Here is a 14,892-nt window from a genome sequence, read left to right as displayed (position 1 = left end):
ATCCAGTATCCAGAAACCAGCTTCCAGAATCAAACATCTTCGGCGTACAACAAATCCGGCCCGGCAATAACCAGCAGCATGCCCTGGTGGAGTCCTTTAGATGTAATTGGAATCCATTCTTTTTTACTAAGGCCTTTATCGATGGAAGTGATCAGCATAATCTCGCCCATGGTCTCCGATTCTTTAAGAAGCATAAGCTGACGAAAATTGCAAAAAGCAAAGAGAACCGATTCATTTGCCAGAAAAAAGGTGTAATGGCCCGGATAGTCGGACAGCAGTTTTTGAATACTGACGCGGATAGCCATGTAAAGACTGATATAAGGATTCTGATCGTGCAGCAAGACGATTTGATCTCTTAGATATTCAAAAATTCTGGCGGTATAGACGTCGGCTTCCAGGCGGGGAATTCCATCGGTCCGGTATTCTTTGATGTCTTCGACAATACCAATCTGGGCAAAAAGCCAGTTATGGCCTAAAAAAGAAAGCTTGAACGGGTGGCTGTGCGCAGCGTGGCGACCGCCGCTCTTGGGGCAGCTAAGGTGTGAAATGATAATGCGGCTGTCAATGACGCGCGCAAGCCTCTGAAAACTTTCATGCACCCTGGGATGGCTGAATACCTGCTCTGCTGATTTTTCTATAAAGGCCTGATCATCGCGAAAAAAACCGATACCCCAGCCGTTCATGTTCTGTCTGCCTTTCACGGCGAAAATGGGCAGGTATTTCTGAGGCGTATAGTTGTAACTGGCTGAAATGGCAAGAATGTCACACATGAATCATATCTGATATTGTTCTTACGAAAATCCCAATCTACCGGAAGGGATCAGATTTAATAAACTTTGAATGGAAATCAGGTTCAGAGATAATAGATTGTCGGAGTACTGAAAATCAAACAATTGTCCCTTTACTCCGCTCTGGTTTGTTTCTGTACACTCAAGATTCGGGATCTATTTTTAATTGATGTTGCTGTATATATCTTGGGACCCTTCGATCTGGCACTGGTCTATCACCTTACGAATGCGATTTCGATATCCGAGATCCAGGTAAATTTTATATATGGTTTGCAGCCATTTATTTGTGTTGGGATAAGCATAAATATCCAGAATGTTTCCCTGGCTCAACTCTACCAGAAACTGAGTGAAAATGATCCATTGCATGGCTTCGTCGATCTTTTGCAAAACCGCCGAGTGATAGCGAAATTCAATGGTGGACCGGAACCAGTATGAATGCAGGTTCAGGCCGTGGTAGCGGGTCTTGTCATAGCGACAATTTTTGCCTGATTCCGGATCATAGCGATTTTCCGGAGAGTACCAGAGCTCTTTCATCCGGCAGTTCTCGCCGCCGGCATCGCTTTTGCATATTTCCAGAAAGGCCTCAATATCGATCTCGATCGGCCGACAGGTTGCGATATTTTGCCGATCTCCCGGTATAAGCAGGTAAAAACAATCCTCGTATTGACTTACGATGCGAACGAGCTGCTGAAGTTCTTTACAATTATAGGATTGCGGATCCACGCCGTGATGGACGTGAAATCCACAGGATGCGTCAATATTGATCCCCTCGACACTGCCAAGGAACTGCAAGGCTTTGAAAACCTGCACCAATCCTTCGATACCGTGGAGGATCGGACTGGTCAGTTCGGCACCATGTTTGGTGTGACCTTTACCTCTGACGGAAGTATCCGCCTGAAAACACCATAAGTCGGGTGTGGAACCCAGCGGCAGCTTGAAATCCCGGCAAAGATCCGTGATATGGCGCCCGTCTTTGGCCCGCGATGAAATGCAATAAGGTTTTATGATGCCTCTATCCAACGGCGTAATCACATACTGCAAACCGAAAAATTCGATCTCCACGCCAAAAGATCGGTTGCTGAAGTTCTGGAGCATGGGGTACTTATTTTTGAGCTGCACAACCAGGTTGTCAGGGACAGTCATCATCAAGTTTTTCCTAATAGTTCAGCCACTAAGTACATGTATTCGTAAATACGATGACGTATTAAAAGTTGGTTTCAGGTTTCAGGTGTCGGGAATGGAAATCGCTATAGCCGAAACCTGACACCTGACACCTGAATCCTGAATATGTATCGTTTTAATATGCAATACGTCACCGAATTTACGAATTAGAGCACTAAGCCTCTAAGATTATAATACTAATCCCGTACAATAATTCTGGCATCCGCCACCAGGATCCCGTCCGGATAGGCGAAGAGCGGGTTAAGATCGATTTCATTAATCTCCGGATCGCTCTCCGCTATCCGGGCCACGGCCGTCAGGCAGTCTGCAAGGGCCTCTTCATCCACCGCCGGCCGGCCGCGATAACCGGAAATGAGCCCATAGCCCTTGATTTCCCGAATCATGGCCAGAGCATCTTCGCGCGTTAGAGGCAGAAGTCTGAGGCTCACATCCTGAAATATTTCTACCATAATGCCGCCCAGGCCAAAAAGGATAACCGGGCCGAATTGCGGATCGCGATTCATCCCCGCGATAACCTCCAGACCGGGTGATGCCATCTTGCTTACCAGCACACCATCTATCCGTGCTTGGGGGTTGCTGCTTTTAACGGCTGACAGCAGCTCATCAAAAGCTTTTTCAAGCGCTTCAGCAGAACCAAGATTCAGTTTTACTCCACCCACATCACTCTTGTGCAGGATATCAGGGGAGCTGATTTTAAGCGCCACCGGGAATCCCTGTTCTTTGGCAATCTGAACCGCACTGGATTGACTGTCTGCCAGGGCAAAGTCGGTGCAGGGGAGTCCTTGCTCGGCAATCCGGGCAAATGCCTGGTGAAGCGGCAGTTGCCGGCCGGCCGCGGGAACGGTCAGCGTTGGCCTTTGAGGAGCATCCAGGGTTTTGCGCTCGAGTACCCGGGCCAGAGCCTTGATTCCGCGTTCGGGTGTTGGAAACACCGGAATTCCTTTAAGGTGCATGAGTTCGCTTTCGTGACGTTCGACGTCGGCCCCTCCATAGAAGATAATCAGCTCATTAGCATCGGCGGTCACCACTTTGGAAGCATCTTCCACCGGATCTCCAAAGATTACACCCAGGGTATCATAGTATTTACGGGTTACTTCCATAACATCACCGAACATCCGGGCGGTGGCATCGCCGGTCAGATCAACGGGATTGGCCTTGATGGCATGCGCCGGAATGAGCGGCGTGATCGCCTCGACCGCCTCTTGCGGCAGGGGAGACACGTCTAACCCTTCCTGCTCGGCCTGATCCGTAGCCAGAATAGCGGCGCCTCCCGATGTTGTGATAAAAAGAATGCGGTTACCTTGCGGTGGTTTCAGATAAGCCAGAGCCTTGGCATAGTCATAAAATTCCTCGGCGGTGTAGGCCCTGCAAATGTCGTATTTTGCAAAGAGGGCTTCATAAATGGCATCGGCACCGGCCAAAGCTTTGGTATGGGACTCGGCGGCCACCTTTCCTTTGGGTGTACGGCCGGACTTGAGAATCACCAGCGGTTTTTGAAGCTGCTCCACCGCTTGAATGAACTGTTCGGGACGTTTGATCCCTTCGATATAAGCGGCAATCACCTCGGTGTTCGGGTCCTGGTTGAAATAGGCAATAAGGTCGGCCTCATCCACATCCGCCCGGTTGCCCATGCTGACAAAACTGGAGGTTCCCAGCTTTTCTTCGGAAAACCAGTCCATCATGGCAGCCCCTACCGTTCCGCTTTGAGAAATAAGCGCAACCTTACCGGCGTATGTTAGCAAAGGCCAGGAGGCGCACAAGGGATGATGGGGATTGTTGACCCCCTGACAGTTGGGTCCGATAAGGCGAACGTCGAATTTTTGCGCCGCCGCAATCACCTGCTGCTGGAGCTCTTCGCCTTCTTCACCCGCCTCGGCAAAACCGCCGGTGATGATAATGGCGCCTTTTACTCCCTTTTCGCCGCACTCCTGCACGGCCTGGGGCACGAATCGGGCCGGGATGATAATGACGGCCAGGTCCACAGGCCCTTCAATATCCTTGACGCTCTTGTGACAGGGAAGGTCCAGAATGACGTCGGCTTTGGGATTAATGGGATGAACGGAGCCTTTAAAGCCGCTGTCTATGATGTTTTTCAGAATTTCATGGCCCATTTTGTCAGGGCTGGTTGAGGCTCCGATAACGGCCACGCTTTGGGGCCTCAGAATCGCGTCCAGCTGCTTAACAGAATCTTTGTCCATCATGGCTCCACCTCCCGGCAGTATTTTCCAAACCATAAGGCGCTATTACTATTTATCGGAAAATATTAAAAAATCTTAAACTTAAGACGCTGCTTTTGCCGCTTTCTTGGCCACACTGCTGTTAAATCTTTCGGCATTGATGATAAAACGCTGGTGGGTAGCCTCGCCAATTTTGTCCACTTCGTCAAAACCCTCAACTTCAAAAGTAAGCTTAGCCTCATCCACTTCAGTCAACTTGGCGCTGTATCGAACTTTCATTCCCAAAGGCGTGGCCGCCAGGTGTTTAAACTGCATGCTGATGCCAACGGTCTGCTCACCCTCGCCCAGGTGAGGAAGAACCATATCAGCACATACTTCTTCGATATGCCCAACCATTGCTCGGGTGGCATAGACATTGGGAACATGGGGATAGACTTTTTGCGCCGACATCTCCTCGGTGGTTTCCCTTTCCATTTCGTTAGTCATATCAACCTTCAGTGCCTCAGTCATTGTTTACCTCCATTGGCTGATTTAGTGTTTTATTAGGCGTTCACAGGTTCAGAGTTCACCGTTCAGGGTTACCTTAAATTGTAAGCGTTCACAGGTTTAAATTTCTGAACCTTTGAACGTTGAACCTTTGAACCCAACTTTTTGATTAGAGTTAAAGCGTTTTGTCCAAAAATTGCATCGCATCATCAATAATTATTTGCGAGATCTGGAAATAGGTAATATTTCAACTTTATCGATTCAAGTCAATAGGGATTTTGCCAAGCTTAGGATGAGAGTGTAAGTTTGGAACCTACGCTGTTGAGTACAAAATTAGAGGCAAACTCTTTTTGAAATTTTTGAATAGCCTTCCAGCCGGTGCAATGCATCGGCATAATCACCGCAGGCGCCATCTTTTTTAGCTCTTTAATAGTCTCGTCATGGATTTTTTCAAAGAACGGGCCGGTGAGATGAAATCCCCCTAAAACGGCATGGATCTTCTCTTCTCCGGTCAATTTTTTTGCAAATTCAACTGTATTGACAATACCCGCATGGGCGCAGCCGGAAATGACCACCAGCCCCTTTCCTGTAAGATTGACGACAAGGGCCTGGTCCTCTGAGATGGGATCTTGTACAAATTCTCCGTTTTTCTTTAAAAGGGCATTGGGCATTCCTTTTTCAAATGCTGTGGTTCGTTGCACTTCGCCGGTTACCATAATCATATCTTCAGCAACAAGAGTTTGCGTTTTGCTTTCCACAATTTCAACATTTTGCCGTGCTAGATCATCTCTCACCAGGGTTTGAGGCCACAGGCGCATGGCCCCGTCCGGGGCGCGAGTATAACGGGGATGTACAAAGGCTCCCGGGTGAAGCACCAAAGGAATGCGTTCAGGAATCTTATCAAGGATCGCATACAGAGAGCCGGTGTGGTCCATATGACCGTGGCTTATGATTATAGCCTCGAGATCTTTAATATTAATTCCCAGTTGCTCCATATTGTGGAGCACGCCTACTTTAGTATAACCCGTGTCGAGCAGGATGGTGTGTTTAGCTTCGCCTTGATAAACGGTAATAAGCAGGGATAGGCCGTGCTCCGCCAAAAGAGTGTCCGCCAAAATTTGTCCCTCTTTAGCCAGAGGCGGGCGTGTCACGATATCCGTTGCCGGTAAAAGGAGATCAATATAGTTATCTATAAGGGTAAGAATTTCAACACGGTCCGCCGCCTTTAATGTAACCGGCAAATTGTTCTGCATGATTCTTCCTCCTTGCCTTGTTTTTTTGTAACACTTTGTGGCATAAAGCTGTATAGATTCAATCAGTTGCATATATCAGTTAGAGTGGTTCCATGAAAAAGTCAAGGATATCTTTAGTAGTTGTCAAAATAACGTTTCGTTGCCGGCGGCTTGCTAAAAATATGAACCCAAGTGACTAAATCGAAATATATTTATGACAACCGCTATAAGTACAAGTGCCAAAAAAAATCCCCCCACCCTTAGGGGGTGAGGGGATATGGTTGCATTGATACGTTCCGCGAAGGACTTAAACCATTATTCACGCAGATGGCGGCGCAGGAGTTTGCCGGTTGGTGTGCGCGGCAGCTCAGTCCGGTACTCAACAGCTCTGGGCAGCTTGTAGATGGCAATGTACTCCTTCAAGAACTCTTTGAGGTTTTCAAAGAACTCGTCGTTGCCTTCAACGCCTTCTTTCAGCACCAAAAAGGCCTTGGTGATCTGACCCTTGTCCGGATCAGGTATGCCGACGATACCGGCTTCGGCAACATCCGGGTGCTTTTCGAGGGCTTCTTCCACCTCGGCCGGACCGATACGGTAGCCGGAGCTTTTGATCATGTCGTCCTCGCGGGATACAAAGAAAATATTTCCGTCTTCTTTCATAAAGACCGCATCACCCATCTGGTTCCAGCCGTTGACCACGCCCTTTTTCTGGGATTTGATGAGGCGTTCATCCTCCACGTAAGGCTTCCAGTACAGGCTCCCCGAAGGCCCTTTAAGAACCATGCTGCCGACTTCATCCGGCTTGCAGTCATTCCAGTCGGCATCCACGACCTTGCATTCTACGCCGGGCAGAGCTTTGCCGATGGAGTTGGGCATGGGTTCGTCGTTCAGGGTATTGGAGGTGACCAGGTGCAGCATTTCAGTGCCCCCCAGGCCTTCCCAGATGGGCATACCGGTCAGCCCTCTCCAACCTTCCAGGGTCTCGGCACCCAGAGCGTCTCCACCGGAAGTGTAAAGACGAATCGAGCTGGTGTCATAGTCCTTGAACTTGGGGAACTTCATCAGGGCCCGGTAGCCTGTAGGCAGGCCGGTGAGAATTGTAATTTTATGCTTTCCGATTAGTTCCAGCATGTCAGGCGGCGTAAATCTGGGGATAAGGGATATGGCGGCGCCCCCTTCAAAAGGCATAAGCGTAAAGGTGCCGAAACCGGCCGCAAAAGAGATCGGGGCGGCCCCGCCCAGAACATCGCCGGGCCCCATTTTATAAACATGCTTGTTGACCATCTTGGCCGTGATGACGATGGGCCTCATAAAATGGACACAGCCCTTGGGCATGCCGGTGGTGCCGGAGGTATAAAGCATAAGGCCGATGTCGTCACCCTTGAGCATGGTGGCTTCCAGGTCGGCGGATCCGGCCGCGAGGATCTCTTCATAGACCATGTTACCGGCCGCTTTGACTTCGTCGGCCTCACCGCCGATGACGATGACCTTGGTGCCGAACTCGAAGTTAGGTTTTGCCGTCTCTACCGGGGGCATGAGCGGCGCATTGACGATAAAAAGTTTCATCTCGGCATTGTTGGCCACAAAGGCCACTTCCTCGCCGGACCACAGCGGAGACGTCGGTACCGGAATGGCGCCGATTTTCTCAACGGCAAAAATGGCGGTAACGGCCTGGATAGAGTTTACCAGTCGGATACCGACGCGATCCTGGGCTTCAACGCCGGTTTCTTTAAGCGCGTTGCCGAACTTGTTAACATTTTCCTGAAGCTGTGCGTAGGTGACGGTTTGGTCCATGAACTTGATGGCCGCATTGTCACCCCGGCCTTCGCGCACATGGCGGTCGACCAGAAAGTCTGCTAGATTTAACTCATCGGGAGTATCCGCAAACTCTTCCGGTACAGTGTATTCGGGCCACATATCTTTTGGTGGCAGCATGTTTTCCGGTATTTTACCCATAGTACAAACCTCCCTAAATTTTTTCTTGATTCTTATTAACGCGTGCCTCTTGCCCAACAAACGAATTCATACTCCCGTTGCAATTCAGAAACTATGAGGTTTTGAATCCCTGATGCTGAGTTTTACAACATTTCACCCCAACTAACTTCGGGCCGGTGCGGCCTCCAGTGCAGTGCGTTGAAAGCTCACCTCCTTTCCAATAAAATTAATTTTGGACCAATGCACATTTATTTAAATTTGAATTCCCCGATTCACAGAGAATATTCTCAGACAAGTTTCTGAACAAATGGATATAAGATATCACAAAGCAAATTGCAACAAGAAAAAACACCGGCGGTGAATGCTTTCAGATTATTTTGCGAGACCGTCAAAATTAAATTAGGCAACTGTAAAAATTCTTCTTGCATCTTGACATTTTTTGTGAGAAATAAGTCTTTACCACTGATCTTTGCAGGAGCACGGGTCAAAAAAAGTTGCTCTATACTACCATATGCTTTATAGAGTAGCTTGTTATTTTTATACCACTATATATTGTGTTCGGCCGTTCGCATATAGTGTGGTCTGCACGACACTTCCATATATTTCCATCAATATTTTAACCGCCATTTTTTCTGGCTAAGGGTCTCGCAAAGCCTTGACAGCCGTGCGTTAATTAACAATTCTTTTTGTTGATCAAATTATTTTTGCAAAGATAATTTGATCAATAAAATTCATCTTTTTTTCTCTTGACAAAGTTTTAAAAAAAAATATACTGAACACGATTCATTTTTTTAACAGCCAAAATTTAAGCACAATGTTTATACTCGCTAAATAAAATTCATTTTAAAAAAATGCTGTTAAAGGAAGTGACATTACAGAGATTTTTTTCCAGTAAAACAGACTCATCAACGGATAAAGCAGACGTTTTTATATAGGATAAAGCGAGGCCACCAGCATCATAATGCGCTGTATGAGAACCAAAGCGCATCCCTTTCGTTTTTCTTTATTGTCTGTTTTCTTTATTGCTGGATGCGCCGAATATCATTATGAAAGGAGGTGATAAGCTGCAGTCAGGAGGAATCATTGCCGTTCCTCTTAAGCTAAGAATTACTCAGAATCAATTCTTGAGTTAAATTCTAACTATTTTGGAGGTAAAATATGGCAGAAAGAAAAGACATTGAAATAAACAGCCGGGCCGACACCATCAAGCTCATGGATCTTGATGTCCGGCCCTACCCGGTCACACCGCCTCCTCCTTACGAGGTCGCCGAAGCTGTATATAATAAGCGGAAGGCGAAGGAGTTTTGTGACTGGTCTGAAAAAAGCTTCAATTTCTACGATCGATACGGGAAAGCTGAAGCCCTGGCAGGACTCCGTGTGCTGGATATCGGCCTCTGGAGGCTGGGCCACAAGTTTGCCGCCTCTTCATTCGCCGAAGCCGGGGCCGAGTGCGTTACGGTTGAACCGCCCGGAGGTGATCCCTTGCGGAAGCTGACGCCCTTTGGCCGCGAAGAGTACCTGCTGGAGAATACCGAGAGCGGCGAAAAGTGCGGCATGGAGTTTGTCGCCGAGACGGTGAACACCCAATGCATCACCCTGGATATCGATACCGAGGACGGCCAGGAACTTTTCAAGAAACTGGCGGCCAACGTCGATGTTTTGATCGACGGGATGCCCCCCGGCCACATGGATGATCGGGGTATCGGGTATCGCCAGCTCAAGGGAGCCAACCCCAAGATGGTCTACATCTGGATCGGCATGCTGGGCCAGTGGGGTCCCTGGAAGGACAAGCAGTCCAAGTTCGGCCAGTGGCAGATCGAGCCCTTTTCCAGTTGTGCCAATTCTTGGGTGCACAACACTGGTTTGGCCCAGGACCTGCTCCCCAGGGGCAGGGGCGGCGACCCAACCCGCTCGGGTATCTGGATTTGTGACTATGTTGCCGGTACGCAGGCATTCCTTAACGGCCTGTCGGCCCTTTACTGGAGAGACGAGTTAGGGGGCACGGGGCAGATGATCGAGGTTACCGGCGCCGAAGCAATGATGGACATCATCGACTTTGATATTACCTGGTACGGTTTCAATGCCAGTATCAAAGGCCGATCCGGCGGCTGGGACCCCAACCTGAACCAGTATGCCTGGAACCCCTGCAAGGACGGCTACATGATGATCGGCGGGCAAACCGATAAGCTGTGGTACAACATCGGCTTTTGCCTTGAGAACGATGACGACCAGTTCGGCCGGCTGATCCACGAAGACCCCTTCCTCAAGGAGATGGGGGCCAGGAATGCGCTGCACGCCCTGACCAAGACCTACACCCTGACCACCCGGTGGTTGAGGGATACCAACCGGGTCGAGGCCGAAGAAAAACTGATGGGCTACCAGCTTGCGGCCGGACCGCTGCTGTACATCGACGAGGTCGCTGAGTTCCCCCACTTCAAGTATCGCCCCTGGCAATACGTGCATGAGACCGACTACGGGCCGCTGCTGATTGCTTCGAGCCCGCTGTCCTATCAGCTCTATACGCCGTTCAGGTGCAAGTGGATGGGCCGAGATATAGGGTTCGACAACTACGAAATCTACCAGAAATGGCTTGGAATGGGACCCACCACGGTTAATGAATTTAAACAGAAGGGGGTGATATAATGGCAAAAGACCCAAGAGTAACACGAATGGAAGACCTGCCAGGCCCCAAAAGCAAAGGTGAACTCGAAGAGATGAAGATGCCCTACGAGGAGTACTGCAAGGGTATCTTTGACGTGGGCAATGAACACACCAAGCCCAGACCGCTTGAGGGCATTCGGTGGCTGAGCTGCACCATGTATATCTTCACGCCCCACTCCGCGGTAAACCTGGCAGAACTGGGCGCCGAGGTCATCAAGATCGAGATGCCGAGGATGGGTGATGCCATGCGTCATACATCCCCGTTTAACGAGTGCTACCTGTATCCGCTGCACGACACGCGTCCCATGACCGGAACCGGCCTGGGATTCACCAACGCCAACTCCAACAAGTATTTTCTGACCATGGATTACCACCTCCCCGAGATGGTGGATGTCTTTTACGGGCTGGTGAAAAAATCCGACGGGCTGACCGAGCTGTACCGGCCGGGAACATTGGACAAGTGGAAGATGAGTTACCGGTACCTTTCCGAAATCAACCCCCGGTTTATCTATGTCTGGGGCGGCGGTTTCGGGTACGGTCCCAAGATGTTCGGCGGTTCCTACGACATTCTGGGCCAGGCCCACGCCGGGCTCGCCTCCATAACCGGTATGCACGAGTACATGGGCGGCCATGCCACCAAGTGCACCAACTGGGTCATTGACTGGCAATCCGGCAACATCATCAGCAGCGGAATCCTGGCGGCCATCCACTGGCGCCGCAAGACCGGGCTGGGCACTATGCTGGAAGTCTCCCAGGTACAGGTCCCCACCCGTATGCTCGGACACACCTTGCCCATGTACGGCAAGTTCGGTATCGTGCGTCAACGCTGGGGCAACTGGGACACCCAACTAGCGGTGCACGGCATTATCCTGTGCGGCAAATCCGACTTTCCGGATGTTGACAACCCGCAGGATAAATTCTGTGCGCGCTATGCCATGGTCAGCGCCTTCCAGGATGAAGACTTCAAGGAGCTGTGCGCCATCACCGGCACCAATGATCTGTATGACAAGTATAAATCTCATAATGAACGCTGTGAAGGCGAAGCCCAGGTGGAGATTTACACCGCTCTTGAAAAATGGGCCGACGACAAAACCAGGTCCGAAGTTTGCAAGATCCTGAACGATGCCGGCCTTCTGGCCGAACCGGTTCGCAACGACCGCGAGGTTTACGAAAGCCCGCACTACCGCGAGAGAGGCACGGTCCGCTGGCTGGACGATCCTCTGTTCGGAGATATGCTGCTGCAGAGTGGCTATAGCTGCGGACTTATGGAAAAAACCCCGCGCAGGGTCAACTGGCATTGGCGCCCGGTGGGTGCGGATAACAAGAAAATCTACCATGACATGCTCGGCATACCGCTCACTCAGATCCAAGAGTGGTATGACAAGGCCTGGATATAAAAAAGGAGGTGGTATAGTGTGTGATATAATTTGGTGTAAAGAAGAAGTGAAAGGCAAAACGTGTGACACCATCAACTACCTCGACCCATACTGTTTCTGGGACTGGGAAGGCACGATCAACTGTGCCGAGTGCGGTACGGTGTACTACATCCACATGATCAAAGGATTTATGTACAAGGGGCCTGAAATAAGAGCCGGTGAAACCCCGGACACCAGCCCGCTGTATGCCGACAGGCCCTACGAGGGCTATGCCAACTACAGAGACGGTATCGAGGGCCGCACCCGGGCTTACGAGTGCAAGCCGAGGTCCTGGTTGACGGGTGTGGCCGATATGGTCAAGTTCAGCATCCGCGGCCGCCCGGTGCGCGGATGGCGTCCGCAGCCGCCGTCGGCCGGTTTGGCAGGCAGCTTCAATTTCTACTGGGATATTCAGCGGGATGCGCCCGAGATTTGGGAAGAGTATCAGCAGAAACTGGCGGCAGGCGAAGTGAGGGATTTCTAATCATGAAAGGAGTGTCCTATGGCAGAATTAACACCTGAAGAATTTCTGGATACCATATTGATTCCGGAATATTCGAGTGACCATATATGCTGGGGCTGTATAGGCTTGAAGCCGGTTCTCAAGGACTCCAAGTTTCCGCCCGCAGACATTGTCGGCTGGTGCACAAAGATCCACTGGCCCCATTACTGGTGCTTAGCAGAATTCAACGTGGTCAAGAAATGCTATGCCTTTGAAGACAAGAAGAAGAAATAGCATGGAAGAAAACGTAACCAAGGAACTCGACACCCTCAAGGGGATGCTTAACAACTGGAAAAGAGGCTATTTAAGTTGGGCATCCCCTGACGGGGATAATGAGTATGTGCTTCAGGAATTTCGTGAAGAAATGGATGAGAAGCTTTATCCCTACGTCACAAGATTGCTTGAGGAGAAACATCTCAGCCAATTTGAGGCCAAAGAGTTCATGAATTATTGCTACAGCCAGGTTGAAGATCTTCGCGATCAGTTGAGTAAAGTGGAGATCAACGAAAGTAAAAAGGAGGTTTAATATGCCTGAAAAATGTCGTGTGGTGGTCTGCGGCTTTGACCCCATGCTCGTAAAAGCATATGCCGCTGCCAATATGAGAGCCTGTTGGTGGCACATATCCGACGAGCTGTTCGAGGAATTTGACATTCAGCCGGGAGCTAAGGTTTCCGGGCAGCTGCTCAAAATCTACTCCGGCAAAGATGGTCAAGAGTGTGCGGCTCCCAATGAAGCCTTTGAGTGGGAAACCGCCAAAGAGACCGGTCTTGTGGTCTTGATTCCGTCCGATGTCATCATAAAATACGAGCTCACGGAATTTCATTTCCTTGAAATGCTCATTGAGAAGATCGACGGGAAAAAAGTCTACCCCGGCGAAGAAAAGATCAGCAAGAAGATGTGGCCGGAAAAGATGATGAAACTGGACTATGTCTTGGACTACGTGGCCGGATAACAAGATGAAACCGGACTATTGTCCGGATTGCATCGAGTGGCCATAGCCATCATAACCAACAACCACTCCCCTGCTCGCAGGGGAGTGGCATAATTGCAACAAGAATCCCCCTTTTCGGATTATTCGGAGAGGGGGATTTTTTTGCCAATAAAATCGTATTACCTGAATTTGATATGAATCTGCTGTGGCTGCAATAAAACTTGGCGCCTCGTAACTCACTATCGCTCTTTACGTGCAAAATTCAGGTAATACGATTTTATAAAACGCGGCTGCGCCGCTTTAAGTGCATCCGGCATCACCGTAGGCAAACCCATATTTAACGATTTTGTTATTAATTATTTTGCCAAATAAAATAGGCTTGTCATTTTGGCCTTTATGTACTATTAGAGCAGGGTTCAGGTGCCAGGGGTCGGGGATCAGGAATCGGACATAATCGCTGACTTAACAATTAATTGTTAAATATTAAAAATTTCTACAAAGGAAATAAGATGACCGCAGAATTCAAAAATGAGGGAAAAAACAACCCGGACGAAAAACCAACGCCTATAATGTGGGATGAAAAGCCGCCGGAGGAAGAACCGGACCACCCCGGTTGGCTGTCTATAGGTGAGATTCTCAAGGTATCGGACCCTGTCTTTGAAAAGAGCATGTTTCTGATCGGATATCACCATTCCAGCAACGTCTATGTGCTGGCCGGTGAGTACCTGACCATTGTGGATCCGGGAAATGATTACACCATTTTTACCGAGCTGGAAAAAATGGGGTACAATCCTCTGGACATCAAGAAGGTGGTTCTCACCCACGGGCATCGTGACCACTGCATGTGCGTGTTCGAACTATTGAGATACCCTCCTGTCTGGGAAAAAAAAGAGATCGAGATTATCGTCCATGCCGGTGGTCCCGTGGAATTTAAAAAAATGCTCAAAGAGACCGGATTCACCCTGACTGAAATTGAAGGGGGGGAAATCTTGGAGCTGAGCGGTTTTGAATGGGAAGCGATCCACACGCCCGGCCATACCATTGACAGCATCTGCCTGTATAACCAAGCGACCAAAACGGCCATCACCGGCGACACCGTGCTGCCCAACGCCATAGCAGACGCCGACAAAACCGGCGGTGGACGGCTGGACCATTACCTTTACGGGCTCAAAAAGCTTATGAAAAAAGAGATTGAAAATATACTCCCCGGGCATGACGTGCCCGTGGCGCGCACCGGCAATCAATCCGTCGAGCAAACTTACGAGGGCGTGATGATGAAAATCATCGACGTAGATGCTGAATCCCAAACCAGCTGGATGGAGGGAGCCTCGCAACTGGCTGAAGGAGGTCTTTTGGAGGAGGTTGTTTTTTGCTGCGACAAAGAGCTGGCCCTCAGGCCGGGAAAAGTATCGGCCATGCAGTTGAAGGCCTTTGCGCTGAACGATATGGGTCGCTGTGAAGAGGCTATCGAGATTTTAGATCAAATTCTGGCACAGCAAAAGGATAATGTTCACGCCCTGGCGGCCAAGGGCCATGCCTTGCTGGGCCTGCAAAAATACGAAGAAAGCCTGCCGTACTTTGA

At 49.7% G+C, this 14,892-nt stretch carries 13 protein-coding genes; 7 read left to right on the top strand and 6 right to left on the bottom strand.

The window, feature by feature from the left end; all coding sequences use genetic code 11:
• Positions 1-29 precede the first annotated feature (29 nt).
• The 6 genes from V3S16_RS10120 to V3S16_RS10095 all read right to left on the bottom strand — a co-directional run bounded on the left by V3S16_RS10120 (position 30) and on the right by V3S16_RS10095 (position 7,821).
• Positions 30-770 carry a class II glutamine amidotransferase gene (locus V3S16_RS10120; RefSeq protein WP_413884568.1) on the bottom strand — a complete coding sequence of 247 codons (741 nt, stop codon included), beginning with the start codon at positions 768-770 and terminating at the stop codon, positions 30-32.
• A gap of 180 nt (positions 771-950) precedes the next feature.
• Positions 951-1,934: an amidoligase family protein gene (locus tag V3S16_RS10115; RefSeq protein ID WP_413884567.1), complete on the bottom strand. Its 984-nt coding sequence runs from the start codon at positions 1,932-1,934 to the stop codon at positions 951-953.
• Between the two features lie 212 nt (positions 1,935-2,146).
• Positions 2,147-4,171, bottom strand: coding sequence for an acetate--CoA ligase family protein (locus V3S16_RS10110; RefSeq protein WP_413884566.1), 2,025 nt, complete (start codon positions 4,169-4,171; stop codon positions 2,147-2,149).
• 78 nt (positions 4,172-4,249) lie between these two features.
• The gene (locus V3S16_RS10105; protein WP_413884565.1) at positions 4,250-4,657 is read right to left on the bottom strand and encodes a thioesterase family protein; all 408 of its coding nucleotides are present in this window, start codon (positions 4,655-4,657) and stop codon (positions 4,250-4,252) included.
• A 263-nt stretch (positions 4,658-4,920) separates the two neighbouring features.
• Positions 4,921-5,886: an MBL fold metallo-hydrolase gene (locus V3S16_RS10100; protein WP_413884564.1), complete on the bottom strand. Its 966-nt coding sequence runs from the start codon at positions 5,884-5,886 to the stop codon at positions 4,921-4,923.
• Between the two features lie 294 nt (positions 5,887-6,180).
• Positions 6,181-7,821, bottom strand: coding sequence for an acyl-CoA synthetase (locus V3S16_RS10095; protein ID WP_413884563.1), 1,641 nt, complete (start codon positions 7,819-7,821; stop codon positions 6,181-6,183).
• Between the two features lie 1,137 nt (positions 7,822-8,958).
• Between V3S16_RS10095 and V3S16_RS10090 the strand changes: the two genes are divergently transcribed.
• The 7 genes from V3S16_RS10090 to V3S16_RS10060 all read left to right on the top strand — a co-directional run.
• Positions 8,959-10,443 (top strand): CoA transferase, encoded by a 1,485-nt coding sequence (locus V3S16_RS10090; protein ID WP_413884562.1) that lies wholly within the window; start codon positions 8,959-8,961, stop codon positions 10,441-10,443.
• Entirely contained in the window at positions 10,443-11,858 is a 1,416-nt protein-coding gene (locus V3S16_RS10085) for a CaiB/BaiF CoA transferase family protein (protein WP_413884561.1), read from the top strand. The genes V3S16_RS10090 and V3S16_RS10085 overlap by 1 nt, the downstream gene beginning before the upstream one ends.
• Positions 11,859-11,874: 16 nt before the next feature.
• The gene (locus V3S16_RS10080) at positions 11,875-12,360 is read left to right on the top strand and encodes a hypothetical protein (protein WP_413884560.1); all 486 of its coding nucleotides are present in this window, start codon (positions 11,875-11,877) and stop codon (positions 12,358-12,360) included.
• Positions 12,361-12,378: 18 nt separating this feature from the next.
• On the top strand, positions 12,379-12,612 hold the full coding sequence (locus tag V3S16_RS10075) for a hypothetical protein (RefSeq protein ID WP_413884559.1): 234 nt from the start codon (positions 12,379-12,381) through the stop codon (positions 12,610-12,612).
• 1 nt (position 12,613) lies between these two features.
• Entirely contained in the window at positions 12,614-12,904 is a 291-nt protein-coding gene (locus tag V3S16_RS10070; protein ID WP_413884558.1) for a hypothetical protein, read from the top strand.
• A gap of 1 nt (position 12,905) precedes the next feature.
• Positions 12,906-13,331, top strand: a complete 426-nt coding sequence (locus V3S16_RS10065; RefSeq protein WP_413884557.1) for a hypothetical protein — start codon at positions 12,906-12,908, stop codon at positions 13,329-13,331.
• Between the two features lie 488 nt (positions 13,332-13,819).
• Positions 13,820-14,892: MBL fold metallo-hydrolase (locus V3S16_RS10060; RefSeq protein WP_413884556.1), on the top strand; the 1,073-nt coding region annotated here is incomplete at its 3' end.

The sequence above is a fragment of the Candidatus Desulfatibia sp. genome (assembly GCF_036446775.1).
Lineage (GTDB): Bacteria > Desulfobacterota > Desulfobacteria > Desulfobacterales > UBA11574 > Desulfatibia_A.
This window is presented reverse-complemented; position numbering and strand designations above follow the sequence as displayed.

Bases quoted from the DNA above. Each gene is read 5' to 3' on its own strand.
- V3S16_RS10120 (WP_413884568.1), bottom strand. From the start codon at position 770: ATGTGTGACATTCTTGCCATTTCAGCCAGTTACAACTATACGCCTCAG.
- V3S16_RS10115 (WP_413884567.1), bottom strand. From the start codon at position 1,934: ATGATGACTGTCCCTGACAACCTGGTTGTGCAGCTCAAAAATAAGTAC.
- V3S16_RS10110 (WP_413884566.1), bottom strand. From the start codon at position 4,171: ATGATGGACAAAGATTCTGTTAAGCAGCTGGACGCGATTCTGAGGCCC.
- V3S16_RS10105 (WP_413884565.1), bottom strand. From the start codon at position 4,657: ATGACTGAGGCACTGAAGGTTGATATGACTAACGAAATGGAAAGGGAA.
- V3S16_RS10100 (WP_413884564.1), bottom strand. From the start codon at position 5,886: ATGCAGAACAATTTGCCGGTTACATTAAAGGCGGCGGACCGTGTTGAA.
- V3S16_RS10095 (WP_413884563.1), bottom strand. From the start codon at position 7,821: ATGGGTAAAATACCGGAAAACATGCTGCCACCAAAAGATATGTGGCCC.
- V3S16_RS10090 (WP_413884562.1), top strand. From the start codon at position 8,959: ATGGCAGAAAGAAAAGACATTGAAATAAACAGCCGGGCCGACACCATC.
- V3S16_RS10085 (WP_413884561.1), top strand. From the start codon at position 10,443: ATGGCAAAAGACCCAAGAGTAACACGAATGGAAGACCTGCCAGGCCCC.
- V3S16_RS10075 (WP_413884559.1), top strand. From the start codon at position 12,379: ATGGCAGAATTAACACCTGAAGAATTTCTGGATACCATATTGATTCCG.
- V3S16_RS10070 (WP_413884558.1), top strand. From the start codon at position 12,614: ATGGAAGAAAACGTAACCAAGGAACTCGACACCCTCAAGGGGATGCTT.
- V3S16_RS10065 (WP_413884557.1), top strand. From the start codon at position 12,906: ATGCCTGAAAAATGTCGTGTGGTGGTCTGCGGCTTTGACCCCATGCTC.